At 66.3% G+C, this 25,724-nt stretch carries 20 protein-coding genes and 1 pseudogene; 8 read left to right on the forward strand and 13 right to left on the reverse strand.

What is annotated here, in order from left to right:
- Window positions 1–23: 23 nt before the first annotated feature.
- The 11 genes and pseudogenes from E3O45_RS06310 to E3O45_RS06355 form a co-directional block, all read right to left on the reverse strand.
- Complete coding sequence (locus E3O45_RS06310) at window positions 24–1,667, reverse strand: alkaline phosphatase (RefSeq protein WP_134442615.1); 1,644 nt, start codon at window positions 1,665–1,667, stop codon at window positions 24–26.
- Between the two features lie 86 nt (window positions 1,668–1,753).
- A complete protein-coding gene (locus E3O45_RS06315) occupies window positions 1,754–2,428 on the reverse strand; it encodes a DUF998 domain-containing protein (RefSeq protein ID WP_134442616.1) in 675 nt (224 codons plus the stop codon).
- Between the two features lie 84 nt (window positions 2,429–2,512).
- Window positions 2,513–3,541 carry a ketol-acid reductoisomerase gene (gene ilvC / locus E3O45_RS06320; RefSeq protein ID WP_092449282.1) on the reverse strand — a complete coding sequence of 343 codons (1,029 nt, stop codon included), beginning with the start codon at window positions 3,539–3,541 and terminating at the stop codon, window positions 2,513–2,515.
- Window positions 3,542–3,587: 46 nt separating this feature from the next.
- Window positions 3,588–4,097 carry an acetolactate synthase small subunit gene (gene ilvN / locus E3O45_RS06325; protein ID WP_092449283.1) on the reverse strand — a complete coding sequence of 170 codons (510 nt, stop codon included), beginning with the start codon at window positions 4,095–4,097 and terminating at the stop codon, window positions 3,588–3,590.
- 2 nt (window positions 4,098–4,099) lie between these two features.
- On the reverse strand, window positions 4,100–5,908 hold the full coding sequence (locus E3O45_RS06330; protein WP_092449284.1) for an acetolactate synthase large subunit: 1,809 nt from the start codon (window positions 5,906–5,908) through the stop codon (window positions 4,100–4,102).
- Window positions 5,909–5,994: 86 nt separating this feature from the next.
- Entirely contained in the window at window positions 5,995–7,689 is a 1,695-nt protein-coding gene (gene ilvD, locus E3O45_RS06335) for a dihydroxy-acid dehydratase (protein ID WP_104132618.1), read from the reverse strand.
- 47 nt (window positions 7,690–7,736) lie between these two features.
- Complete coding sequence (locus E3O45_RS06340; protein ID WP_134442617.1) at window positions 7,737–10,055, reverse strand: bifunctional alpha,alpha-trehalose-phosphate synthase (UDP-forming)/trehalose-phosphatase; 2,319 nt, start codon at window positions 10,053–10,055, stop codon at window positions 7,737–7,739.
- Window positions 10,056–10,148: 93 nt separating this feature from the next.
- On the reverse strand, window positions 10,149–12,068 hold the full coding sequence (locus tag E3O45_RS06345; RefSeq protein WP_134442618.1) for a YhgE/Pip family protein: 1,920 nt from the start codon (window positions 12,066–12,068) through the stop codon (window positions 10,149–10,151).
- Window positions 12,065–13,855, reverse strand: coding sequence for an MMPL family transporter (locus tag E3O45_RS18370; RefSeq protein WP_370450320.1), 1,791 nt, complete (start codon window positions 13,853–13,855; stop codon window positions 12,065–12,067). Before E3O45_RS18370 ends, E3O45_RS06345 begins: the two co-directional genes overlap by 4 nt.
- Before the next feature lie 36 nt (window positions 13,856–13,891).
- Window positions 13,892–14,977, reverse strand: a pseudogene (locus E3O45_RS18375) (MMPL family transporter); the annotation flags it as partial.
- A 28-nt stretch (window positions 14,978–15,005) separates the two neighbouring features.
- The gene (locus E3O45_RS06355) at window positions 15,006–15,632 is read right to left on the reverse strand and encodes a TetR/AcrR family transcriptional regulator (RefSeq protein ID WP_241978934.1); all 627 of its coding nucleotides are present in this window, start codon (window positions 15,630–15,632) and stop codon (window positions 15,006–15,008) included.
- A gap of 124 nt (window positions 15,633–15,756) precedes the next feature.
- Between E3O45_RS06355 and E3O45_RS06360 the strand changes: the two genes are divergently transcribed.
- The 8 genes from E3O45_RS06360 (at window position 15,757) to E3O45_RS06395 (ending at window position 22,086) form a co-directional block, all read left to right on the forward strand.
- Entirely contained in the window at window positions 15,757–15,945 is a 189-nt protein-coding gene (locus E3O45_RS06360; RefSeq protein ID WP_092449289.1) for a hypothetical protein, read from the forward strand.
- A gap of 99 nt (window positions 15,946–16,044) precedes the next feature.
- Entirely contained in the window at window positions 16,045–16,533 is a 489-nt protein-coding gene (locus E3O45_RS06365) for a hypothetical protein (protein ID WP_134442620.1), read from the forward strand.
- A gap of 46 nt (window positions 16,534–16,579) precedes the next feature.
- A complete protein-coding gene (locus E3O45_RS06370; protein ID WP_134442621.1) occupies window positions 16,580–18,379 on the forward strand; it encodes a glycoside hydrolase family 15 protein in 1,800 nt (599 codons plus the stop codon).
- A gap of 96 nt (window positions 18,380–18,475) precedes the next feature.
- Complete coding sequence (locus tag E3O45_RS06375) at window positions 18,476–19,084, forward strand: biotin transporter BioY (RefSeq protein WP_134442622.1); 609 nt, start codon at window positions 18,476–18,478, stop codon at window positions 19,082–19,084.
- Window positions 19,081–19,761, forward strand: coding sequence for an energy-coupling factor ABC transporter ATP-binding protein (locus tag E3O45_RS06380; protein ID WP_134442623.1), 681 nt, complete (start codon window positions 19,081–19,083; stop codon window positions 19,759–19,761). The genes E3O45_RS06375 and E3O45_RS06380 overlap by 4 nt, the downstream gene beginning before the upstream one ends.
- Window positions 19,758–20,351 carry an energy-coupling factor transporter transmembrane protein EcfT gene (locus E3O45_RS06385; protein ID WP_134442624.1) on the forward strand — a complete coding sequence of 198 codons (594 nt, stop codon included), beginning with the start codon at window positions 19,758–19,760 and terminating at the stop codon, window positions 20,349–20,351. Before E3O45_RS06380 ends, E3O45_RS06385 begins: the two co-directional genes overlap by 4 nt.
- Before the next feature lie 120 nt (window positions 20,352–20,471).
- Complete coding sequence (locus E3O45_RS06390; RefSeq protein WP_134442625.1) at window positions 20,472–21,464, forward strand: FKBP-type peptidyl-prolyl cis-trans isomerase; 993 nt, start codon at window positions 20,472–20,474, stop codon at window positions 21,462–21,464.
- Between the two features lie 295 nt (window positions 21,465–21,759).
- Complete coding sequence (locus E3O45_RS06395) at window positions 21,760–22,086, forward strand: DUF1801 domain-containing protein (RefSeq protein WP_166788548.1); 327 nt, start codon at window positions 21,760–21,762, stop codon at window positions 22,084–22,086.
- Window positions 22,087–22,108: 22 nt separating this feature from the next.
- Here E3O45_RS06395 and E3O45_RS06400 read toward each other — a convergent pair whose 3' ends face one another.
- Together E3O45_RS06400 and E3O45_RS06405 are read right to left on the reverse strand one after the other, a co-directional pair.
- Window positions 22,109–24,334, reverse strand: coding sequence for an alpha-galactosidase (locus E3O45_RS06400; RefSeq protein WP_134442627.1), 2,226 nt, complete (start codon window positions 24,332–24,334; stop codon window positions 22,109–22,111).
- A 13-nt stretch (window positions 24,335–24,347) separates the two neighbouring features.
- Complete coding sequence (locus E3O45_RS06405; RefSeq protein WP_134442628.1) at window positions 24,348–25,679, reverse strand: extracellular solute-binding protein; 1,332 nt, start codon at window positions 25,677–25,679, stop codon at window positions 24,348–24,350.
- Window positions 25,680–25,724 lie beyond the last annotated feature (45 nt).

Genomic DNA, 25,724 nt, shown 5'->3' on the forward strand with positions numbered 1-25,724 from the left:
CGCTGTCAGCGAATCGAGGCCGCTCACAACGCGGCCGTCACCGTCTGCGTACCGGCCGCGACCCGGAACGACGTCGACAGTGAGCTCGTGGACGCCGGGCTGGTGCGCTCCGACAGCACGTACCAGTCCATCCGCACCGCTGCCGGTGTCACCTCGAGCACGGAGAAGCCGTGCGAGTCGAAGTCGAGGTATTTGACGTGCGGGTTCGCGGTCCGGAACGCGGTTTCAACGGCGAGGGACGCGGTGCGCGGCGGCACCCCGAGAATGTCGTCGAGATTGTCGCTGGTCACCGAGGTGCAGACCAGTTCGGTGGCGACGGAGGTGCCGGTTGTCGGGTAGGTCAGCGGGTCGGCCGGAATGTCGCAGGCCCAGCCGGAGTGGATGTCCCCGGTGAGGAAGACGGTATCCGTGACGCCGTGGTCGCGCAGGTGACTGATCACACGACTGCGATCGGCGGCGTAGCCGTCCCACTGGTCGACGTTGTACGGCACGCCGTCGATCATCGTGGTACCGAGGAGGGCCTGCACTCCCCCGATCTCGGCGGTGGACAACGTCGACGGAAAGCGCACCGGCGCGATCATTACCGGGTTCCCCACCAGTTTCCACTGCGTGTCGGTTTGCGTGAACCCGTCGAGGAGCCAGTCCATTTGTGCGGTGCCGGTGATGGTGCGGTCGGGGCTGGAGATGTCGGCGCTGACGATGTTTGCGGCCTGCTCGCTGCGGTAGCTGCGCAGGTCGAGCATCGACACACTCGCCAGGTCGCCGAAGCCGAAGCGACGATAGAGCTGGCCGCCCACGTCGTAGCGCACCGGCATCCACTCGGCATAAGCCTGCTGGGATGCCTCCCGCCGCGCCTTCCATGTGCCCTCGTTGCCCTCGGTGTGGTTTTCGGCGCCCTCCGACCAGGCATCGTTGGCGGATTCGTGGTCGTCCCAGGTGACGATGAAGGGCACCGCGGCGTGCAGCGACTGCAGATCGAGGTCGGATTTGTACTGCGCGTGCCGACGACGGTAGTGCTCGAGGGTGATCATTTCGGTCGTGGGGTCGTGTGGCCGCACGACCACGTCACGGGCCTGGTACTCACCGACGCCGTATTCGTAGAGGTAGTCCCCGAGGTGCAGCACGACGTCGAGGTCGCCGCGATCGGCGAGGTGACGGTACGCGGTGAAGAAGCCCGCCTGCAGGTTGGCGCAGGACACGACACCGAGGCGCAGGCGATCGATGGCGACACCGGCGGCCGGGGCTGTCTTGGTGCGACCGACCGGGGAAACGACTCCGCCGGAACTGAAGCGAAACCAGTAGCTGGTGGACGGCCGCAGCCCGGTCGGTGTCGCCTTCACCGTGTGATCCCGGGCTGCACCGGTTATGGTCGTGCCCCTCGCTGCGACCCGCAAAAAGCCCGAGTCCTCGGCCACCTCCCAGGTCACCGAGACGTCGGGGCCCAGGCCCGATCCGGGTGCGGCTTCGGTCATCGGAGTGACCCGAGTCCAGAGCAGGATGCCGTCGGGCAGCGGGTCTCCGGAGGCAACCCCGTGGTCGAATCGGGTGCCGGCAGACAGGACGGCGGCGTTCGAGCTCGCTGACTGGCCGCCCACGGTCGCTGCTGCGGCGCCGGCAACAACGAAAACACCGGCCGAGAAGAGATCACGTCGAGAGAGAGTAGACATCACCCCAGTTTGGGGGCGACTGCCGAATACTTGGCAGTGAGATCATTCTGTTCACCGAGTGTTCAGCGCGGGCCGGCTGGTGTAAGTCAGGCCAGTCGACGGATTCCGGCGCTCACGCACCACGTCCATCCCAGAATACCCACGAGGGCCAGGCGCTCCGCGAGCCCGATCACACCGGGCGCCCAGGCACTGGCGGCGACGACTGCGAGCAGACCGGTAAGGGTGAGCGCCGCGAAAACTATCGCCCATGGCTGCACCCGCGGCATAACCCGGCGGATGCGCAACCAGGCCGTGAGTAGCAGGATGGCGATCAGGGCCGCGACGAAGCCGAAGGACGCTACGGCCAGGTGGATGGCGCCGACGGTGGTCGACGTCTGCAGGGTGCTCTCGTGGGACGCGCTGACATCGGTCGGAAAGAAAGCGAGCACGGCCGAGCTGGCTCCCCCGACAAGAAACAGCCCGAGGCCGGCGCCGAGCAACAGGTCCCGACGCCGTGGGACCAGCAGCCTGGCCGCCAGCGCGATCGCCACGACGGCGGCGACGCAGAACACCGCTCGCCCGAGAAAATTGAGGTTCATGATCCAGCCGAACGGCCCGACCGCGAGGTTGCTCTCGGCGTCGCTGATCGGGCTGTAGTGCGGCGGCAGAAATTGCAGCACCACGTCGATGAACACGTAGAGGCACACGCCGAGCATGGCCAGGGCCGACATACGGTTGCGCCACACCGTTTGATTTTCGGTGCCCACGGCATCCGTTGTCATTCGTTTGCCCTTTCGACGCTCGTGCCGGGGAACGAAGAAGGGGCTCTCGCGAACGAGAACCCCTTCCTCAATCTAAGCGGATGCTTAGCGCGACACCGAACCGTCGGTGTAGTCGTCGTCGTTCGAGGCATTCCACGCGAAGAGCTTGCGCAGGCTGCGGCCGGTGGCCTCGATCGGGTGCTCTTCGCCCTTCTTGCGCAGGGCGAGGAACTCGACTCCGCCGTTGTCCTGGTCGGCGATGAAGCGCTCGGCGAATGCGCCGCTCTGGATGTCGGCGAGAACGGCCTTCATGTTCTCCTTGACGCTCGGGTCGATGACGCGCGGGCCGGAGACGTAGTCGCCGTACTCGGCGGTGTCGGAGACGCTCCAACGCTGCTTGGCGATGCCACCCTCCCACATGAGGTCGACGATGAGCTTGAGCTCGTGCAGCACCTCAAAGTACGCAACCTGCGGCTGGTAGCCGGCCTCGGTGAGAACCTCGAAGCCGTACTGGATCAGCTGTGAGGTACCGCCGCAGAGCACTGCCTGCTCGCCGAACAGGTCGGTTTCGGTTTCTTCGGTGAAGGTGGTCTTGATGCCGGCGGCGCGCAGGCCACCGATCGCCTTGGCGTAGCTGAGGGTGAGCGGCCAGGCGTTGCCCGAGGCGTCCTTCTCGACGGCGACGATCACGGGAACGCCGCGACCGGCTTCGAACTCGCGGCGCACGGTGTGGCCCGGACCCTTCGGGGCGACCATGACGACGTCAACGCCGTCGGGCGCCGTGATGTACCCGAAGCGGATGTTGAATCCGTGTCCGAAGACGAGGGCCTTACCGGCAGCCAGGTTCGGCAGCACGTCGTCCTTGTACAGGTGACGCTGCACCTGGTCGGGCGCGAGGATGACGATGACGTCGGCCCAGGCCGCGGCATCCGCTGTGGACAGCACGGTGAAGCCGGCTTCTTCGGCCTTGGCCTTGCTCTTGGAGCCGTCCTTCAGGCCGATCTTGACCTCGACGCCGGAGTCGCGCAGGTTCTGCGCGTGGGCGTGACCCTGCGAGCCGTAGCCGATGACGGCCACCTTCTTGCCCTGAATGATCGACAGGTCGGCGTCTTTGTCGTAGAAAATCTCAGACAATGTGTATTTCTCCTCGTGAATTGATTAGTAGAAAAAGTTGAAACCGTTAGTTTTTGAAGACGCGTTCGGTAATCGATTTGGAACCGCGGCCGATGGCGAGCATGCCCGACTGCGCAAGTTCGCGAATTCCGAACGGCTCGAGAATGCGCAAGAACGCCTGGGTCTTGCCGGTGTCACCGGTGACCTCGATGACGAGGGCGTCGGCGGCGACGTCGACGACCCGGGCTCGGAACAGGGTGACCGCTTCGAGCACCTGCGACCGGGTCGTGTTGTCCACCTTGACCTTGATCAGGAGGTGTTCGCGCTGCACCGACTGGGTGGGGTCGAGTTCGACGATCTTGATCACATTGATCAGCTTGTTGAGCTGCTTCGTCACCTGCTCGAGCGGGATGTCCTCGACGTCAACCAGAATCGTGATGCGGGACAGCCCGGCGATCTCGCTGTGCCCCACGGCGAGGCTCTCAATATTGAAGCCGCGACGCGCGAACAGGCCGGCGACGCGCGTGAGCAGGCCGGGCTTGTCCTCGACGAGCAGGCTCAGAACGTGGCTCGTCACGGTTACTCGTCTCCCCAGGTGGGTGCATGGTCTTTGGCGTACTGAACGAAACTGTTGCTGACTCCCTGCGGAACCATCGGCCACACCATGGCGCCGGGGCTCACAATGAAGTCGATGACGACGGGGCGGTCATTGGTGGCGAGGGCCAGTTTGATGGCGTCATCGACCTGGTCCTTGCTGGTGACCCGAATTCCGAGCGCACCATAGGCATCCGCCATCTTGATGAAGTCCGGAACCATGGCGGTGCCGTGACCGGTGTTCAGGTCGGTGAAGGAGTGCCGCCCGTCGTAAAACAGCGACTGCCACTGGCGCACCATGCCGAGGGAGGAGTTGTTGATGATCGCGACCTTGATCGGGATCTTGTTGATCGTGCAGGTGGCGAGTTCCTGGTTGGTCATCTGAAAGCAGCCGTCGCCGTCGATCGACCAGACCACGCGGTCCGGCTCGGCGACCTTGGCGCCCATCGCCGCGGGAACCGAGTACCCCATAGTGCCGGCTCCACCCGAGTTGAGCCAGGAATTGGGACGCTCGTACTTGATGTACTGCGCCGCCCACATCTGGTGCTGGCCAACGCCGGCCGCGTAGACCGCTTCCGGGCCGGTGAGCTCGCCGATTCGCTGGATCACGTACTGCGGGGCCAACAGGCCGTCGGTGGGCTCGGTGAAGCCGAGCGGGAACTCGTCTTTCAAGCCACGCAGGTAGGTCCACCACTCAGCGGTGTCGGGAACACCGGCGTCGGGGGCGGCGGCCTGAACCGCCTCCTGCCAGGCAACGATGAGATCGGCGATGACATCTTTGGCATCACCGACGATGGGTACATCGGCCAGACGGATCTTGGAGATCTCGGCCGGGTCGACGTCAACGTGCACGATCTTCGCATTCGGGGCGAATTCGCTGATCTTTCCGGTCACCCGGTCGTCGAAGCGTGCTCCGAACGAAATGATGAGGTCGCTCTCCTGCAGCGCGAGCACGGCGGGAACGGTGCCGTGCATGCCCGGCATTCCGAGGTGCTGCGGGTGCGAGTCGGGGAAGGCGCCACGTGCCATCAGGGTGGTCACGACCGGTGCGCCGGTCGTCTCGGCGAGCACGAGGAGCTCGGGTGAGGCCTTGGCCCGGATCACACCGCCGCCCACGTAGAGCACCGGCTTCTTGGCATTGAGCAGCAACTGGGCCGCAACCTGCACCTGCTTGCCGTGGGCCTTGACGATCGGCCGGTAACCAGGAAGGTCGAGCTTCGGCGGCCAGATGAACGGTGCCAAGTTCTGCTGCGCGTCCTTGGTGATGTCGACGAGCACCGGGCCGGGGCGTCCGGTCGAGGCGATGTGGTACGCCGAGGCGATGGCCGCCGGAATCTCCTCTGCCCGGCGAGCCAGGAAGGAGTGCTTGGTGATCGGCATCGTGATGCCGATGATGTCGGCCTCCTGGAAGGCATCCGTTCCCATGGACGTCGAGAAGACCTGGCCGGTGATCGCGAGCAGCGGGACCGAGTCCATGTAGGCGTCTGCAATGGCCGTGACCAGGTTGGTGGCACCCGGTCCGCTCGTGGCGATCGCCACGCCGACCCGGCCGGTTGCGGAGGCATAACCCTCGGCGGCATGACCGGCACCCTGTTCGTGGCGCACCAGAATGTGGCGGATCTTGGTTTGCGTCATCAGCTCGTCGTACAGCGGGATGACGGCGCCGCCGGGGATACCGAAAACGTCGGTAACACCGAGCAGCTCCAGGGTGCGAATGATCGCCCCCGAACCGGTGAGCATTTCCGGCTCCGCGGACGCGGGGGCCGAGGGCACAGGCGTGGTTTCCGTGGTCATGATCGTAGAATCCCTACTTTGAAATCGGTCTTGCGACATCTATCAGCGTGTCCCCACGGGGTGTGCCGGTGAGCCGGTGCGCAGCGTCAGCCGGTGATGGCGCCTTCGGCGGCGGAATGCACGAGCTTTGCGTACTTTGCCAGCACGCCCCGGGTATAGCGCGGGGGAAGAGGTGCCCAGCCGACTTGCCGGGCGGCCAGCTCAGCAGGTGCGACCAGTAGGTCAAGCGTGCGAGCTGCGATATCGACCCGTATCAGATCACCATCGCGCACGAAGGCGATTGGACCTGCGTCCACCGCTTCGGGTGCTATGTGGCCGATGCACAGTCCGGTTGTGCCGCCTGAGAATCGACCGTCCGTTAATAGTAGTACATCGGAGCCGAGCCCAGCGCCCTTGATGGCGGCGGTGATCGAGAGCATCTCGCGCATTCCCGGCCCGCCCTTCGGGCCTTCGTAGCGGATGATGACGACGTCACCCTTGTAGATTTTCCCCTCGGTCAAGGCGTCCATCGCCGCGCGCTCCCGCTCGAACACCCGGGCGGGGCCTTCGAAGACGGCGGCGTCGAAGCCGGCGGTCTTCACCACAGCACCTTCGGGCGCGAAGCTGCCCTTGAGGATGGTGATGCCACCGCTCTTGTGGATCGGGTTGTCCAGGGTGCGCAGCACCTCGCCGTCGAGGTCGGGTGGGTCGATCTCGGCAAGGTTCTCGGCGACGGTCTTGCCGGTCACGGTGAGGGCGTCGCCGTGGATCAGGCCGGCTTCGAGCAGCGCGCGCATGACGACGGGCACGCCGCCCTGGCGGTCCACGTCGTTCATGACGTACTTGCCGAACGGCTTGAGGTCGCCGATGTGCGGAACCTTGTCGCCGATGCGGTTGAAGTCGTCGAGGGTCAGCTCGACCTCGGCCTCGCGGGCGATGGCGAGCAGGTGCAGCACGACGTTGGTGGAGCCGCCGAAGGCCATGGCCACGGCGATGGCGTTCTCGAATGCCTTGCGGGTGAGGATGTCGCGGGCGGTGATACCGAGGCGCAGCATGTTGACCACGGCCTCGCCCGAGCGGTGGGCGAAATAGTCACGGCGACGGTCAGCGGATGCCGGGCTCGCCGAGCCGGGCAGACTCATTCCGAGGGCTTCCGCGACACTGGCCATGGTGTTCGCGGTGTACATACCGCCGCAGGCGCCCTCGCCCGGAGCGAACGCGCACTCGATGCGCTTCGCATCCGCTTCACTCATGCGGCCGGCCTTGACCGCGCCAACGGCCTCGAACGCGTCGATGATGGTGATGTCTTTTTCGGTGCCGTCGGAAAGTTTGACCCAGCCCGGGGCGATCGATCCGGCGTAGAGGAACACGCTGGCGAGGTCGAGGCGGGCGGCGGCCATGAGCATGCCGGGTAGGGATTTGTCGCAACCGGCCAGCAGCACGCTACCGTCGAGGCGTTCGGCCTGCATGACGACCTCGACCGAGTCAGCGATGACCTCACGCGAGACGAGCGAGAAGTGCATGCCCTCGTGGCCCATCGAAATGCCGTCGCTGACCGAGATGGTGCCGAACTGCAGCGGGTAGCCGCCACCGGAGTGCACGCCTTCTTTGGCGGCCTGGGCGAGGCGGTCGAGCGAGAGGTTGCACGGCGTGATCTCGTTCCACGAACTCGCAATGCCGATCTGGGGCTTGTCCCAGTCGGCGTCGCCCATGCCGACGGCGCGAAGCATTCCACGGGATGTGGTGGCCTCGATTCCATCCGTGACGGCGCGGCTACGGGGTTTCACATCGATCTCAGACATGCCTCCGAGTCTAGAACCTCAGGGCGCCCTCTATTTTCAATGGGTCCTCAAAGCGCAAGGCCAGCACGGAGTGCGGCGATGCGCACGAGGACCTGAGTGACTTCCTTGGGGCTGCGCACCCGGTAGCCGGCGAGAGTTGCGCCCTGGCCGATCTTGAGGCCGAGATCGTCGTCACGCAATGCCGCGAAAGCGTCTTCATCGGTCACATCGTCGCCGGCGTAGAACACCCGGTCGGCCCCGGTGTACTCGCGCAGCTTCTCGAGGGCATCGCCCTTGGTGCTGGAGCGTACCGAGAATTCCAGCACGTTCTTACCTTCGCGAACGGTAAGTCCGGGCAGCTGATCGGTGAGTTGTTCCCTTGCCTCGCGCTGGGCAGTTTGGCCGTCTTTCTCGGTCGCGAGCCGGGTGTGCAGGGCCAGACCGGCGGGCTTGCGCTCGATGGTGGTCCCGGCAATCGATCCGGAGATGCTGGTGAGCACCCGGGCAAGGGTGTCGAGCTGTTCGAGCTCAGAGGAGACCAGGTTGAGTTCAATCTCGGGGGTGTCCAGCTGAACCTCGATGCCGTGCGAGCCGGTGAGCAACACCGAACTCTGCGGCTGGGCAACGTGCTGCAGACTCACCAGGGCGCGCCCCGAGACGAAGGCTACGCGCACCCCGGGCAGGTCGAGCAGGGCTTGAACGGCTTCCCGGGTGCCGGTGATTGCACGGGCGTCTTCGGGGTGGTCAACGTGCGGGGCCAGCGTTCCGTCGAAGTCGAGGGCGATGAGCACGTTCTCGGCACCGGCAAGATTCTGCAAGGCCAGGTCGAGATCGTCGGGGATTCCGGCCGCCACGGCAGCGCCGCCGGTGAGGGCCCGCAGGAACGAGGCCGACCAGGCGGCAACATCGTTCTCCGCGACCTTGCGGCGCAGCGATCGCATACGCCTGGCGCGTTCCCGCCGCGGCATCTCGACCGCGCGCACGATGGCGTCCTTGGTGCCGTCGATGTCGTGCGGATTGATCAGGATGGCCTGTTTGAGTTCATCGGCGGCGCCGGCGAACTCGCTCAGCACGAGCACCCCGTCGGCATCGAAGCGCACGGCCACGTATTCCTTGGCGACGAGGTTCATGCCATCACGCAGCGCGGTAACGAGCATGACGTCAGCGGCGAGATACATCGCGACCATTTCTTCACGCGGGTAGCTGTGGTGGTGATAGCTGATGGCGGTGTGGCTGATCGTGGAGAAGTCACCGTTGAGTCGACCGACGGCGAGTTCAATCTCGTCGCGCAGGGCCATATAGGTGCTGACCCGTTCGCGGGACGGGCTCGCGATCTGCACCAGGGTGACGTCTTCGACACTCAGGCGTCCGTCGGCGAGCAGTTCCCCGAAGGCCTTGATGCGGTGGCCGATGCCCTTGGTGTAGTCGAGCCGGTCGACGCCCAGCATGAGCGTTTTCGGGTTGCCGAGGTCCTCCCGAATCTGACGTGCGCGGGCCTGGATATCGGGGCGTCTGGCCAGTTCTTCGTAGGCGGCCGCGTCGATCGAGATGGGAAAGTGCTTGGCGATGACACGACGAGTCTCTCCAGTCTGCCCGCTCTGGCCGGTCTGCCCGCTCTGGCCGTTGTCGCCGGTGGGCACGTCGATAACGACGCCGCGGGTGGCATAGCCATAGAGGCGACGCACCGCTTGGGAGAAATTGCCGGCATCCGCTACCCGTTGAAAGCCGATAACGTCGGCGCCGAGCAGGCCGTGCAGAATCTGTTTACGCCAGGGCAGCTGCGCATAAATGCCATATGGCGGAAATGGAATGTGATTGAAGAAGCCGATGACGAGGTCGGGGCGGGCCTCCCGCAGCAGGCGCGGAACAAGCTGCAGCTGGTAGTCGTGCACCCAGACCGTGGCTCCGGGGGCGGCGACCGCTGCTGCGGCGGCAGCGAATCGACGGTTCACCCTGACGTAGGCGTCCCAGGTTTCGCGGTGATAGCTCGGCGGCGCAATAACGTCGTGGTAGAGCGGCCAGAGGGTGTCGTTGGAGAAGCCCTCGTAGTAGTCCTCAATGTCTTCTTCGTTGAGCCGCACGGGCACGAGCGAGATGCCGTCATTATCGAACGGCGCAAAGGAGCGATCAGCGACGCCGGGCCAGCCGACCCAGGCGCCGTTTGACGCACGCATGAGCGGTTCGAGTGCGGTGACCAGGCCGCCGGGTGAAGTGCGCCAGGTGGCGGCACCGTCGTCGCCTTCCTCGAAATCGACCGGCAGCCGGTTGGAGACGACGACGAGCGTGTAGGCACCGGTTGCGGTGTCATCGGGCGCAGCGTCAGCCCCCGAATCGTCGAGTGCGGTCTGGTCGCGGTCGAACCGCGTGGAGTCGGCTGAATAAGTAATGGATCATCCGTTCCGGGCACACCCGCGGTGCACGCCTGTGTTGCCCTCCCAAGGATACCAGTCGCCCCCCAATCTCATGGGGGGCACCGCGCCCTACGCCCTGGCCAGCCCCAGCCCGAACGAGCGGGCTCCGCGCGCCCGGGCCACACTCCAGAACGAGAGCAGCACGCTACCGATCGCGAACAGGAGCAGTATTGCGGCGGCGGCGGCAACATCCGCTCCCCCGCTTTCACTGACAATCGCCTGCAGGCCGTTCATGGCCCAGGTCAGCGGCAGAAAGGGGCTCAACGCCTGGAACGGGGCGGCAACGAGTTCGATCGGGTACAGCCCACTCGCCGCGGCGAGTTGCAGGGCGAGCAGCACGAGCGAGATGACGATGCCGACCCGACCGAACGCGACGCTCAGCCAGTGCTGCACGGCCACGAACACGAAGGCCAGCAGCAGGGCGAAGCCGAGGGTGGCCGGCAGCAGCGTCCACGCCACATCGAGGGCGGTATGCAGCAGCACGGTGACCAGAACGGCCTGGCCGGCAACGATGGCGAAGGCCCGGCCGAGGCCGCGACGCAGCAACCGGCCGGTGCTCGTCGTCGAAGCCAGGGCGGATGCTGTGAGCGGTGTGAACAGCAGAAAGACGACGAGGGCGCCGATCCACAGGCCGACCGGCACGAAAATCATACCGATGATCGGGCCGGCCGAGTCGATCGCGTGGTCGCGCTCGGTCGTGACACTGACCGGCTCGGAGACGACCGCGGCGGTGGTCGCGGCATCGGTCTCGGTGAAAACGGATGCCCCCGCCGCGCCGTCCGCCAGCCCGGTCGCGAGCTCGGCGGCCCCGGCTTCCAGTGCGTGCGTCCCGGCCTGGGCCGACTCGGTGCCGGAAGAGAGGGTACCGAGCCCGGCGGAAATTCCTTGCACACCGGTCGCGAGATCGCTTGCACCGCTCGACAGGGCTGGGCCGCCGGCCGCTAGCGTAAGCGCACCGTTCGCACTCGACGAGATGCCGTCCAGCACCGACCCAATTCCGGTGCCGGCTGCCCCGATGCCCGAGCTTTGGGCGCCGAGTGCGGTGAGGCCGCCCTGAATTTGCGCGAGCGCGCCGGCGTAGGCTGCGACATTCGGGTCGGCCTGCATCTGCGCGTTGAGGGCCGTGAACGCTGCCGCCGTTCCCTGCACTCCAGAGGCGTAGGCCGGGAGCCCGGTTTCGAGCGGAGCCAGCGCGCCGGCGCCGGACTTCAGCTCGGTCAGCCCCGCGCTCAGCCCGGTGACGCCGTCGGTATAGGAGGCCACGCCCGAGGCATAACTCGTCGCTCCGCTGGCAGCGGATGCCGCCCCGGTAGCGGCGGTCGCCGTGCCGGCCGCAAGGGAATCGAGGCCGGCCTTGACCCCGCTCACCCCGGTGGAGAGCGCGGCCGCGCCGTCGGCGGCATCGGTGAGGGACGAGCCAAGCAGGGCGAGATTCGTGTACAGGCCTTCGAGATACTGCGCGGTGATCGCCTGGCCGAAGGCGCCCGTCATGGCCGAGCCGACCGATTGGGCCAGCGAGCCGGCGAGGTAGGAATGGGCGTCATCGGTGCGAATATCGAGGTCGGCCTGCACCGGGGTGCTGCCTGAGAGCGAGGTGATCGAGGCGGAGAAATCGCTGGGGATGGTCAGAATCGCGTAGGCGTCTCCGGCGGCGAGCGCCGCTTGCGCGTCGGCCGTGTTGGAGATGGTCCAGTCGAATCCGGCCGTGCTGGCATCGCTGGCGCTGGGCGCGGTCAGTTCGGTCACGAGCAATCGACCGGCTAGAACCTGTTGTTCGGTGCCGTCCGGCAGGGTGGTCGTGACGAATTCGTCGTTGTTCACGACGATCGCGGGAATGGTGTCGACCCGGTCATCGGCCGAGACGAGAGCCACCGTGAACAGTCCGGCCACGGCGAGCGGCACGGCGACCACGACGGCCACGAGAGCGGCGACGGTCAGCCGCCGCCGCCGCGGGGTACGGCTGAACAGTTTGTCGAGTGCGGTGCTCATCGCTGCAGGGCCTTTCCATCGAGGGAATCCATCATCAGGTCGACGTCAACTGGCGCGTCGAGATCGATCTGCTGCCACGGTCGATCGTGCGCCGATTCCGGGCCATCGATGTCGAAGCGTGCAGCGCCGAGCACCAGCGTGGTTGTCGGGGGTGCCAGCATGGCCAGTACCGTCGCCAGGTCCCGGCCCAGGAAAGGCTCGGGGAGGCCCTCGCCGAGGTCGACGAAGACCACACCGGGGCGTTCGGTGAGCGCCGCCGCGAACAGCACGGTCGCCCGACCGTGGGCCGGTAGCGCCGAAATCGTCGTGGCGGCCGTCACCGGCTGACCGGCACCCAGGGCCCGGTTAATACTGCTGATCCAGTCGGCGCGACGGCTGGCGACCGAGGCAGTCCGGTACCAGGGCAGGGTGAGCCGCAGCCGTTCGGCGAGCAGTTCTCCGACGGTGATCTCGGTGTCCCGATGCTCACCGATATCGGCGAGGGCAACCCGGCGCAGGGCCTGCTGCCGGTCGGATGGCAGCGGGTAGCCGAGCACCTGCAGTCGTCCGCTGACTGGATCGAGTCGCCCGGCCAGGGTGGCCGCGACGACCCGGCGGTGGCCGGCCGTGCCGGTGAGCCGCACGAGCGAACCAGCCGGAATACTCAGGCTGAGCGGACCGATCGGCGCGGTCTCGAGGCCGAAGACGACTTCATCGGCCGTGATCGCATCGGTCTGCTCCGCCGCCCACGCGCTGTCGTGCAGGTGCTGGCGCAGTCCCTCCCCCTCGATGTCGACGTTCGGCAGCAGCCGCCCGAGCCAGCGTGGCAGCCACCAGGCGGCGTTTCCGGCGAGTGCCATCGCGGCCGGAACGAGCGTCATGCGCACCAGGAAGGCGTCGAGCATGACACCGATAGCCAGAGCGAAGGCGATGCCTTTGATGGCGCCGGTGCCGTCGGGGACGAACGCGAAGAAGACGAAGAACATGATCAGGGCCGCGGCGGTGACAACCCGGCCGGCATGGGCGAAGCCGTGGATGATCGATTGCCGGGCGTTGCCGGTGCGCATGAATTCCTCGCGCATTCCCGAGACGAGGAACACCTCGTAGTCCATCGCGAGGCCGAACAAGACCGCCATGAGCAGAATTGGCAGAAAGCTGAGGATGGGGCCGGGGTTTTCTACGCCGAACAGGTCGGGAAACCAGCCCCACTGAAAGATCGCCACGGTGGCGCCGATGGCGGCGAACACCGACAGTAAAAAGCCGAGCGCGGCCTTGATCGGCACGAAGACGGAGCGAAACACCATCATGAGCAGAATGATCGAGAGCCCAACCACGATGAGCGCGAAGGGAATGAGCGCGTCGGTCAGCCGGTTGGAGATGTCTATGCCGACGGCCGTCGCGCCGGTGACGGCGATCGGGGTGCCGAGGCTCGCGGTGATGCCCGGGCCGAGGTCTCGAATCATTTGCACGAGGTCTTTCGTGGCCGCGGCATCCGGTGCGCTGTCGGGCATCACCTGAATGATGGCCGTGTCGACGGTGGGGTTTGGGGTACCCGTGCCCACGTAGGCGACGCCCGGCAGGTCGCGAATCTGGGCGCCGATGGTGTCGAGGTCGCCGAAGATGTCGGTGGTCTGGGTGATGTCGACGACGACGATGAGCGGGCCGTTGTAGCCGGGGCCGAAGCCGTCCTTGATGAGCTGGTAGGCCTCCCGCTGGGTGGAGCCGGCCGGTTCGGAGCCGCCGTCCGGCAGGTTGAGGTCGAGGCTGAGTGCGGGAATGGCGAGGGTTCCCAGCACGCCGACCACCACGATGACGGCGACGATCGGGGCTTTGAGTACCAGTCCGACCCAGCGCCGGCCCAGGGTCGGTCTTCCATCGTCGGGGGTGGTCGCCCGGCGGTGGGTCCGTCCGCCGACCTTGGGGATGAGTTTGCCCTTGACCACGCCGAGCACGGCGGGCAGCAGGGTCACGGCCACGCCGATCGAGACCAGCACGGCGAATGCGGCGCCGAGTCCCATCACGCTCAAGAAGGGGATGCCGACCACGAGTAGTCCGAGCAGGGCGATGATCACGGTGATGCCGGCAAAGACCACGGCGCCACCGGCGGTGGCGACGGCCGTCGCGGCCGATTCGTGCGGTTTCATGCCGGTAGCCAGCTGGGATCGATGCCGCGACAAAATGAACAGCGAGTAGTCGATGCCGACCGCGAGCCCGAGCATGAGCGCGAGCATGGGGGCGGTGCTCGAGACCGAGACGAAGGCGCTCACCGCGGTGATGCCGCCGATGGCGACGCCGACGCCGATCATGGCCATGAGCAGCGGCATGCCGGCGGCGAGCAGGGAACCGAAGGTAATGAGCAGCACGACGCCGGCGAAGAGCACGCCGAGCACCTCGGTGACGGTGATACCGAAGGTGTTGTCCTGAAAGACCTGGCCGCCGAACGCGACCTGCAAGCCGGCGTCCTCCCCGATCGACCGAGTGGCCACGAGGGCGTCGAGGGTGTCCGTGGACACGTCGGTGGATTGCCCAGTGAGCGCCACCTGGCTGAAGGCGGTCTCGGAGTCGCTCGAGACGGCATCCGCTGCGTAGTCGCTGAACGGGGTGATCACGGTGTCGACGCCGTCGATGGCGCCGATCTCTGTGGCCATGCTTTCGATGGCGGCCCGGTACGGCGCATCATCAATGGATGCCCCGCTCGGCACGTGATAGACGACCTGCACCTGCGCGCCGGCCGCCGAGGGGAACACCGCGGCGAGCGAGTCGATGGCATCCTGCGACTCGGTGCCGGGGATCGCGTAGGACTCCTGCGTCTGGCCGTTGAGGGCTACGCCGCCGCCGAAGATGCCGGCGAGCAGCAGCACCCAGATACCGATGACGAGCCAGGCCCGCCGGTAGGCGAAGTGGCCGAGACGATACAGAACGGTTGCCATGAAAACTACTTTCGGACGGCGCAGAAATTCAGGAGTGAGCGGGGCGCGGGTGCACGGAGACGGGGGCGAGCAGTTCGGTCATCACGGTGCGCAGCGCCGGACGCAGGTCGTCGTCGGGCAGGGTAGCCTCGCCCAGAAAGGTCATGCCGGCCACGAGCGAGTAGGCGGCACCGCCGAGGGCGAAGCCGAACCGCAGGCGGTCTTCATTGCTCGCGTCGTCGTGGCAGATACTCGCGGCGAGACGAACGATGAGCAGTCCGGCCCGGTCGATGATGGCGATGCCGCGCAGCGACTGGGCCTGGTTGATGAAGGTGTGCAGTTCCAGCCGAAACTCGAGCAGAAAGTCGATGAAGTCGTCGACGAACCGCTCACGGGTGGCAATGCTCTCGGGCGCGGTCACGAAGCGGTCGAGAACAACCTCGAGCTGGTCGATGGCCGGCGTGAGCACCTGCTCGAGCAGCACCTCTTTGGAGGCGAAGTGGTAGAGCACACTGGATTTGGAGAAGCCCGCGATGTCGGCAATATTCTGCAGCGAGGTTGCCGCAAATCCCACCGAGGCGAACTGGGTCAGCGCGACCTGGCGCAGATCGGCGCCGGTTTGTGAGCGGATGCCGCCGGCCGGCGGTGCAGCGGATGTCGCAGGAAGAATGGGCACGACCACAGGCTAGTTGACCGATCGGTCAGATCCTGTCCGATCGGTCAGTTCAGGGGTTTTTCTCAGCCTATTCGGGTTTGCCCCGGTCGGGGAGGCTCCGGGTAACCTTAGGCCGGAGGTTCACATGCGAAAGTTCATATTCAGCAGTGCCATGATCGGCGTCATCGCCGGCGGATGGAACACCGTGCAGGCCACCAGGCACGGACCGCGCGACTGGCGTCTGGTGATGTTGTGGCTGGGGTGGGCACTGAGCGCCGCTGTGGCCATCGGCACGGTCATCGAAGACGCCAATAAACGCGAAATCGACAGCTGAGTTCGGCTGCCGGTCGGCGCGCCGTCCGGCGAGTCGCGGTTTGGTGACCGAAACTGGAGGCACTAGCTGATTGTCGGCTGCATCTGAAAGGGGCTCGTCATGTTTGGTCGTCGACGCCGACGTTTGGCCGCGAGCGCGGCGATGAGCGTGGCCGCAGCCCCGGTCCTTGGCGACGAACAGATTTTTGAGCTGCTGCACAACAAACTCGGGGAACTCATCGGCGAAACCGGTGTCTGGACGCTCTCGCCCCGGACCCCCGGCGATACCGACGTCATTTTTCACGGGCTCAAGGCCCGGGAGATCGCGGTCGAACTGACCGAGACCATCCTCACCGAGCAGGCGACGCTGCGCGGCGAAAGCAGCGGCGAACCGACGGCGTTGTCCTGGACCCCGGCCCCGATTGTCACCTGGAACGAACCCGTCTCGATCACCGCGCAGCCGATCGACGCAGCCCCGATCCACACCCAGCTGATCAACACCGCCCCCATTGCAACCGTGGCCAGCGCGGACGACGACCTCGCCGCGGCATCCGCTGCCTGGATCGATAAGGCATCGGCCACCCTCGCCTCCGCTCGCCTCGTAGCCTAAGCAGATCGTCAGCGCACTCTCACCCTCCTGCTGACAGGATGGCCTGATGGCACTCCCTATTGAGGACTACGCACTGATCAGCGACTGCCACTCGGCGGCACTGGTCGGACTCAATGGCAGCATCGACTGGCTCTGCCTGCCCCGCTACGACTCCGCGTCAATGTTCGGTGCGCTGCTCGGCGATGAAAACCATGGCCGCTGGCTGCTCGCGCCCGCCGACCCAAACGCCATCGCCACCCGCCGCTACGACGGCGACACCTTCGTGCTATCGACACTGTGGACCACCAGCACCGGTCAGGTCGAGGTGCTCGACTTCATGCCGCACGGTGATGGCCGGGCCGACCTGGTGCGCCGGGTGCGCGGCATCACCGGCACGATGGCGATGACGCAGGATCTGCGCATCCGCTTTGGCTATGCGACGACGATTCCGTGGGTGCGCCAGCTGAAGGGCGAGTCGGTGCGCGGCCTGGTCGCGATCGCCGGACCCGACGCCATCGTCGTGCGCGGCCCGGCCCTGCACGCGTCAGACCACCGGCACGAATCGCACTTCGATGTCATCGCCGGCGAAACCGTCGATGCCCAAATGACCTGGTATCGCTCGCACCGGGAGATTCCACCGGCCATCGACATCGATGCGGCCTACCGCTCGACCCGCGCCTGGTGGCAGAGCTGGGCATCCCGTTGCAGCCACGAAGGCCCCCTGCGCGCCCAGGTGGTGCGTTCGCTGCTGGTGCTGCGCGCCCTGACGCACGAACGAACCGGCGGCATCGTGGCCGCAGCGACCACGTCACTCCCCGAGCAGGACGGGGGCACCCGCAACTGGGATTACCGCTACGTCTGGCTGCGGGACGCCTCGCTCACGCTCGAGGTGCTGCTCAGCCACGGCTACGAGGTGGAAGCCGGCGACTGGCGGGCCTGGCTGCTGCGCGCCATTGCCGGGGATCCGAGCGACGTGCAGATCATGTATGGGCTCTCCGGCGAGCGCTACCTCCCCGAACGCGAGCTGAGCAGCCTGCCCGGCTACAACGGCTCCTCCCCCGTGCGGGTGGGCAACGACGCGGTCAACCAGTTCCAGTCCGACGTCATCGGCGAGGTCATGGTCGCCCTGCACGCCGCACGCGCTGCCGGGGTGCGCGAAACCGAATTCTCCTGGCCGCTGCAACGCGCGCTCATGAGCTTTCTCGAGAAGAACTGGCGCCGGGCCGACCAGGGCATCTGGGAGGTGCGCGGGCAGGCCCGCGAATTCACGCACTCCCGCGTCATGGTCTGGGCCGCCTTCGACCGTGCCGTGCGCGGCATCCAGGAGTGCGGCCTCGACGGTCCGCTCGAACGCTGGAAGACGCTGCGCGACGAGGTGCGCGCCGACATCGAAACCCGCGGTTTCAACGAAAACCTCGGCAGCTATGTGCAGTACTACGGCAGTACAGAAGTGGATGCTTCCCTCCTCGTCCTCCCGCAGGTCGGCTTCTGCGCACCGACCGATCCCCGCATGCTCGGCACCGTGGCCGCGATCGAGGCGGACCTCTGCCGTGATGGCCTGCTCCTGCGCTACCGCACGGCTGCCGGGGTTGACGGATTGCCGCCGGGTGAGAATCCGTTTCTGGCCTGCTCGTTCTGGCTGGTCGAGCAGTACGCCACCTCCGGTCGCATCGACGATGCCAACACGCTGATGAACCGCCTGCTCGGCTTCGTGAACGATGTCGGCCTACTCTCGGAGGAGTACGACGTGGCGGGCGGGCACCAGGCCGGCAACACCCCGCAGGCGCTCTCCCACCTGGCCCTGGTTCGGGCAGCGGATGCGATCGTCGCCGGCGTGGCCTCCCCCATTCGAGTGCTGGCGGGCTGACGGGCCGGCGGAAGAAATCACAACCTCTACAGTTCGGCGCTTTTTATTGTAGGTATTCTTCAGCGCCGGGTACCTGCCGAAATCTAAATTGAAAACATGACCGACACCATCCGCTCGAGCGCTCCGGCTCGCCGCATTCTGCCCGCCCGTGATCTTGCCCAGATCGCTATTTTCGCCGCCCTCATCGCCGCGCTCGGCCTGCCGGGACCGCTCAATATCGGCCCGGTGCCGATCACGATGCAGACCCTCGGCGTGATGCTCGCCGGCGCCATTCTCGGCCCGCGCAAGGGAACCCTCGCCGTGCTGTTGTTCCTCGTGCTGACCGCGGTCGGGCTGCCCCTGCTCGCCGGCGCCCGCGGTGGAATCGGCGTCTTCACCGTCAGCCCGTCTGCCGGGTACCTGTACGGCTGGCTGCTCGGTGCTTTCGTCACCGGCTACCTCACCGCCCGGCTGCTGCCGAAGTACCCGTTCTGGGCGGCCCTCGGTGCCACCATTCTCGGCGGCATCGTCGCCGTCTATCTCCTGGGCATTCCGGTCATGGCCATCAATCTCGGGCTGCCGCTCTGGACTGCGATCGGAATGAACGTCGCCTTCCTTCCCGGCGACCTGATCAAGGTCATCGTGACCGTGCTGGTCGCCCGCCAGGTACACAAGGCCTACCCCGGCCTGATCGCGCTGCCGAAGGGGCGCCAGGGCCGCGCGTGAGCAGCATCCGCTTCGAGCAGGTTTCGCATGCGTTCGGCGCCCGCTCGGTGCTGCGTGATGTGAACCTGCACTTGACCGAGCAGCGCATCGGTATCGTCGGCGCGAACGGCTCGGGCAAGTCCACGCTGGTGCGCCTGATCAACGGGCTCGTCACCCCGCAGATCGGCACCGTGACAGTCGACGGGCAGTCTGTGGGCCGGCACGCCCGCGACGTGCGGCGCAAGATCGGGTTCATCTTCACCAACCCCGACAACCAGATCGTGATGCCCACGGTGCGGGAAGACGTCGCCTTCACGCTGCGACGCCGCGGCCTCGATAAGGGGCAGATCGACGAGCGAACGACGGCCGCGCTCGCTCAGTTCGGGCTGAGCGAGCACGCCGATCATCCGGCGCATCGCCTGTCCGGCGGGCAGAAACAGTTGCTGGCTCTCGCCGCCGTGCTGGTCGCCGAGCCGGCGACGATTGTCGCCGATGAACCGACCACTCTGCTCGACGCCCGCAATGTGCGGCGCATCAGCGAACTGTTGCAGACGCTCCCCCAGCAGGTCATCGTGGTCACCCATCACCTGCACCTGGTCGAAGAATTCGACCGGGTGATCGTGATTGAGGAGGGCGAAGTCGTGGCCGACGGCACGCCGGAACGGTCGCTCGCGGCCTATCGCGCCCTGCTCGCATGATCGGGCTGTACAGCCCCGGCAGCTCGTTCATTCACCGCGCGCCGACGTTGCTCAAGCTGTTTCTGCTCTCGCTCTGTGTCGTCGTGATCGGAACCTCGCCCGACCTCCGCATTGTCGGCGGGGCTGCGGCCGGGGTCGTGCTGCTGTTTGTGATCGCCCGCGTTCCGGTGCGAGCCGCCGTGGGGCAGATCATTCCGATTCTGTTCATTTTGCTAATCGCCGTGCCGATCCAGGGGCTGCTCTCCGGCTGGCTCGTCGCTGCCCTCATGGCTGGCCGGTTGCTGGTTGCCGTCGCCCTCGCCGCCCTGTTCACCATGACCACAACGGTCACGGCGGTGCTCGAAGCGTTCCAGACGCTGCTGCGCCCTTTTCGACGGTTCGTCGACCCCGACAGGGTAGGACTGCTCGTGGCCCTCACCATTCGCTGTATTCCGCTAGTCAGTGACATCGTGCGGGAGGTACTCGAGGCGCGCACCGCGCGCGGTACGCAGTGGTCGCTCATGTCGATCGCAGTACCGGTGGTGGTGCGATCACTTTATGCAGCGGATGCCCTCGGCGAGGCGCTGATCGCGCGCGGTCTCGACGACTGAATCGCGCCACCGCGCGCCATTCAGCCCGCTCATAGGCGAGGCGTGGCAGAGTAGGCACTTGGCCGTTCGCGCCAACCGAACAATTGCCTGCCAACTTGCTACGTTCTCGAAAGAGGCCCCGTGTCGAAAATCCCCGCCCTGCTGACCATTGTGGGCCTGACGCTCGCGCTCACCGCCTGCGGAAGCAGCGACACGACCAAAGCAACGGATGCCGCTGCCGCAAGCTCCCCCTCGGCTGACTGCACCGAGTCGGGCAAGCTCTCCGATAGCGTCAAGGTCACCGGTGACTTCGGCGCTCCGCTCGACATCTCGATCGATGCACCACTGGAGCCGACGGCTTCGCAGCGCACGGTCGCCATCGAGGGCACCGGAACCGACACCGCCAAGACGGACTCGATCGTCGAGGTGGCGATCACCCTGTACAACGCCAAGACCGAAGAGGTCATCCAGCCGACGACCTACAACACCGACGGTGCCAGTCTCGTGATTCCGATCAATGACACGAGCTTTCTGCCGGGCCTGGTGCGTTCGGCCAATTGCGCTGTCGAGGGTGAACGCATTGTCACCGTGAGCCCGGCCGCGGATGCCTTCGCCGACCAGGGCACGACCGGCGTCGCCGCCGGCGAGCCGGTCATCTTCGTGATGGACGTCATCAGCGTGATCGAGGATGTCCCGACGCAGGCCTCCGGCGAGGACCAGCCCGTCGAAGACGGCTTCCCCACCGTGGCCCTCGCCGATGACGGCGCACCGACCATCACCATCCCCGCCACCGACGCTCCCACCGACCTGAAGATCACGAACCTGAAGACCGGTGACGGAGAAGTCGTGACCGATGGCGCGAGCGTGGCCGTCGCCTACACCGGTGCCCTCTGGGCCACCGGCGAAACCTTCGATTCCTCCTGGGGCCGGGCCGACTACAGCCTGTTCCCGACCAACGGCGTGATCGCCGGCTTCACCGAAGCTCTGGTCGGTCAGACCGTCGGTTCCCAGGTCCTGGCCGTGATTCCGCCGGAATTCGGCTACGGCGAGGAGGGTACCCAGGGCATCTCCGGTACCGACACCCTGGTGTTCGTCATTGACATCCTCGCCGTTGCCGGTGGTCCGGCGGCCTAGAACCTCACGTTTCATCGGGCGCCGCCCGTCGACCACCCGGTCGGCGGGCGGCGCTTTTTTCCTGTGCCTGGAAGCGCTGTTCCTGAGTGTCCGCCCAGCCTCGAACGCGAATTCCGTGAGAGTGTGGAAGCAGTAATGAACCTGTCCGGCACCTCGCCGGGCCTGAACTCCAGCATCGAAAGAGGCTATTCACCTGACATCCACGCTCACCTCCGCCCCCACCGAATTCCACGTCGACGCCCCGGCTATCGCCACTGTCGCAGCCGCTGCCAAGCCGACGACCATCGCCGAGTACGTGGCCGTGCCGGCCGAGCCGCTCGCGACCGTCGTCGGCCTGCTCCGGGACAAGTTCGACCTGGCCCTGCCGGAGACCTCGACGGAACTGTGGCACGGACATCCGGTCTGGCTCGACGATGACCTACCGGTCGCCGGATTCAAGGCGTACCCCACCTTCGTCACCGTGTTGTTCTGGCGCGGACAGGCCATCACCGATGACTCGGGCAAGCTCAATGCGAGCGGGTCGGCCGAAATGAGCGAGTACAAGCTCAAGAGCGTCGACGACTTCGACAGCGACCTGTTCGACGTCTGGCTGCAGCAGGTGCGCGAGCTCGAAGCCGCGTAGCACCAGGCACAGGCAGAATCGCTCAGTCGACCGCGTCGACCGCGAAGAGTGCGGCCTGCTCCGGGGCAAGCAGCGGCGCGGTCAGCCCGACGAGGGCGAGCACCGCTCCGGTCAGCGTCACCGAACTTCCGACGCTGCCACTCGCAGCGTCGTCGACGGTAGTTGAAGCTGCGTTTGAGCCTCCACCCGCGGCATTCCACGCCGACGGTGCGTCCTGAATTGTGCGCGGGGCGCCTCCGAGCAGCAGAGGCGCCACCCGGTAGCGCCGCGCGGGCGCGAGCCCGGGAAACCGCATCCGTTCGGGCAGCGCCGAACGCGGGGCGGTGAGGGCCACCTGGGCGAAGAGGGCCGTGCACTGGTCGGGCGAGACGACGCCGTGCAATTCGAGGGCCGGGTCGCTGGGGTCGGCCCGCACAACGACGCCGGAGTGCAATAGGAGGCGCAAGCGCTTATAGTGCGTGATCCACTCAGCGATCTGCCCGAGCTCCTCGGCGCTGGCGCTGGTGAGGTCCCACTCGATGCCGGCGCTGCCGAACAGGGCAGTCGCCAGTCGGAAGCTGAGCTCGGAGGTGCGTCCAGTGGTGTGCGCCGTGGCCGCACCGAGATGCCCGCCGAGGTATTCCGGCGGCACGAGCACGCCCGTATAGCGCTGGATCTGCTGTCGCTCGAGCGGGTCGTTGGTATCGCTGGTCCAGACCCGGTCGACGCGCTCGAGGATACCCAGGTCGATCCGGGCTCCCCCTGACGCACAGGACTCGATCTCGACGCCCGGATGCGCCGCGCGTACCGCATCGATGAGCCGGTACAGCGCCGCCGTCTGCCGGTGCGCGGAACCGGCCAGCAGATCGCGGTTGTGGTCCCACTTCAGGTAGGCGATCGGGTACTCCGTGAGCAGGGCGGTGAGCCGTGCCAAGACCCACGCAAAGGCCTCCGGATGGCCAAGGTCGAGCACGCGCTGGAATCGCCAGGTCAGCGCCGGTGTTTCGTCGGCGGCGGGTTCGGAGACGCCGCCGAGCACCCACTCCGGGTGCGCACGGGCCACCTCCGAATCGAGACTCACCATCTCCGGTTCGACCCAGAGGCCAAAATCCAGGCCGGCCGCGTGCACATGTTCGATCAGCGGATGCAGGCCATGGGGCCAGGTCACGGGGTCGACGAACCAGTCGCCGAGGGCACGGCGATCATCCCGACGACCGGTGAACCAGCCGTCGTCGAGGACGAAGCGTTCCACGCCGGCCTGCGCCCCGGCATCCGCAAGTCGAGCCAGAGTAGGCAGGTCATGCTCGAAGTAGACGGCCTCCCACGTGTTCAGCACGACCGGGCGCGGCGTCCTAATAGTTGACCACGATCGGATCCACGGATGCAGCCGCGCCGACAGGCCGTCGAGCCCAGCCTCCGAGTATGCGGCAACGGTCCACGGGGTGCTGTAGCTCTCACCGGCGGCCACACCCAGCTCGCCGGGAGCGAGCAGTTCACCGCTTCCGAGCACCGAAAAGCCCAAGGGGCTGTTCTCCGCCCAGGCGCGCTTGTCACCGCTCCAGGCGAGGTGGGTGCACCACACTTCACCGGAACGAAAACCGAATCCAGGCGTTCCGGCCACCATGAGAAAGGAGTCGTCATGCCCGGGGCGGCCGTGTCGGGACTCCCGGCTCCACACGCCGTGGCCAAGGATGCTGCGTTGCGGCCGGCGCTCGTGAGTCCACAGCCCGGTGAAGTCAAGCAGTTCGCCAGCCCGACCGGGAATTGGCAGGATGACGTCGAGCGAACCGAGTTCGAATGCTGCGTCGCCGGCGGCGGTACTCGTGTTGGTCACGGTGTGGCGCAGCCGAAGCACCCCCTGAACCGAGAGTTCAAGGTCGGTGCGCACGGATATCTGGGCGGCGGCATCGGCCAGCAAGAGTGTCAGGGTCTGGGTACCGGGCAATGCGGCGCGCCCCGCTGGGCGCTCACCGGCCCGAACGCCGACCAGGCTAAGGTCGATGGCCGGGCTGCCCAGGCCCGGCCGAAAACCGCTGATTCCCGGGCGTCCGCTCCACCCCTGCGCGAGGGTGGGCAGCAGGGTGAGCCGCAGAGGCACGTCGATCGAGCTTGGCGCGATCGCCGGCACGGATGCGTCGGCCAACGTCGTCAGCATAGCGGCGCTCAAATCGCCCAGGTCGGCACCCCAGTGCACGATAACGGGCACCCCCGTGCCGCGGGCGTCCAGCACCAGGCTGGTGCCCGCGGCACGGAGGTAGGAAATGGGCACAGTAGAACTGATGCTACTTGTTGACCGGGATCGACTGAGCCTCGAGAGCGTTGATCGTGCTCTGCTGAGCGCTCGTGAGAGCCTCCGTCAGGGTGCCATTACCCGTGACAGCGCCCTTGAAGCCGTCCGAGGTGTCGTTGTACACCTGCGTCATGGTTGGGCCCCAGACGAAGTCGGGCGATACCTGAGCTGACGCCTCAGCGAACACGTCATAGATGGGCTGGCCACCGTAGAACTCAACGCCTTCCTTGAGGGCCGGCAGTTCCAGGCCGCTCTTGGCGGCCGGGTACAGGTTGGCCGACTCGTTCAGCATCGTGAGCGCCTCGTCAGAGGTGTTCAGCCACAGCGCGAACTGGGCGGCCTCGTACGGGTGCTTCGAGCCCTTGAAGACCGCGGTCGACGAGCCACCCCAGTTGCCGGCGGCGTTGTCGCCGGAAGCCCACTGCGGTGAGAGGGCGACGGACCAGTTGCCGGCGGTGTCCGGAGCGCCGCTGGCAATGGAGTTCGCACCCCAGGCTGCGGAGTTCCAGGTCCAGTTGGAGCCGGTGTTGTAGGCGTTGTTCCACTCGTCGGTCCACGGCGGGTTGGTCGAGACGAGGTCGCGGTCGATCAGGTCCTGCCAATAGTCGGCAACCTTGACGGACTCCGGGCTGGTCAGGTCGATGGTCCAGTTATCACCATCGTTCTCGAACCAGCTTCCGCCGGCCTGCCAGACGAATCCGGCGAACTGGTTGATGTCGCTCTGCGAGAAGTTGGTGATGTATCCGCCGGTGGCGCGCACGGCCTCCGCGGCAACGGCGAACTCTTCCCAGGTGGTGGGGATCGCAATGTTGTTGGCCGCGAAGAGATCTGCGCGGTAGAACATGGCCATGGGCCCGGCATCCTGCGGCACCGCGTAAACGGCGTCTGCTTCACCGAAGTTGACCTGACCCCAGGTCCAATCCACGAAGTTGTCCTGAGCATCGAGCACACCCTCGCAGGCAGCGAGGTTGGTCAGTCCGTCCTGCACGCGAAAGTTGGGGAGGGCATCGTATTCGATCTGGCCGAGGTCAGGCGCGTTGCCGGCCTTGAGCTGGTTAAAGAAGTTCTGGTACGTGCCGCCGTTGCCGTTCGGGCCGGTCTGCACCTTCACCTGAACGTCGGGGTTGTCCTCATTCCAGATCTTGACGACATCCTCGATCCCAGGGATCCAGGTCGTAAAGGTCAGATCAACCTTGCCGTCCGAGGGTGCACAGGCTGCGGCGTCGCTGCCGTCCTGCGTGGTCGAGCCGGACGCGCAGCCGGCCAGCACGACCGTGGCTGCGGTGAGCAAAGCGACGGTGGCTGCTCTCTTCTTGATCTGCATTATTCTTCTTTTCTCTTGGGGGTGGGGGTGGTGCAGCTGGGGGGG

The organism is Cryobacterium sp. TMS1-20-1 (genome assembly GCF_004402355.1).
Taxonomy (GTDB): domain Bacteria; phylum Actinomycetota; class Actinomycetes; order Actinomycetales; family Microbacteriaceae; genus Cryobacterium; species Cryobacterium levicorallinum.

Bases quoted from the DNA above. Each gene is read 5' to 3' on its own strand.
- E3O45_RS06310 (WP_134442615.1), bottom strand. From the start codon at position 1,667: ATGTCTACTCTCTCTCGACGTGATCTCTTCTCGGCCGGTGTTTTCGTT.
- E3O45_RS06315 (WP_134442616.1), bottom strand. From the start codon at position 2,428: ATGACAACGGATGCCGTGGGCACCGAAAATCAAACGGTGTGGCGCAAC.
- E3O45_RS06330 (WP_092449284.1), bottom strand. From the start codon at position 5,908: ATGACCACGGAAACCACGCCTGTGCCCTCGGCCCCCGCGTCCGCGGAG.
- ilvD (WP_104132618.1), bottom strand. From the start codon at position 7,689: ATGTCTGAGATCGATGTGAAACCCCGTAGCCGCGCCGTCACGGATGGA.
- E3O45_RS06345 (WP_134442618.1), bottom strand. From the start codon at position 12,068: ATGAGCACCGCACTCGACAAACTGTTCAGCCGTACCCCGCGGCGGCGG.
- E3O45_RS06360 (WP_092449289.1), top strand. From the start codon at position 15,757: ATGCGAAAGTTCATATTCAGCAGTGCCATGATCGGCGTCATCGCCGGC.
- E3O45_RS06365 (WP_134442620.1), top strand. From the start codon at position 16,045: ATGTTTGGTCGTCGACGCCGACGTTTGGCCGCGAGCGCGGCGATGAGC.
- E3O45_RS06370 (WP_134442621.1), top strand. From the start codon at position 16,580: ATGGCACTCCCTATTGAGGACTACGCACTGATCAGCGACTGCCACTCG.
- E3O45_RS06375 (WP_134442622.1), top strand. From the start codon at position 18,476: ATGACCGACACCATCCGCTCGAGCGCTCCGGCTCGCCGCATTCTGCCC.
- E3O45_RS06385 (WP_134442624.1), top strand. From the start codon at position 19,758: ATGATCGGGCTGTACAGCCCCGGCAGCTCGTTCATTCACCGCGCGCCG.
- E3O45_RS06405 (WP_134442628.1), bottom strand. From the start codon at position 25,679: ATGCAGATCAAGAAGAGAGCAGCCACCGTCGCTTTGCTCACCGCAGCC.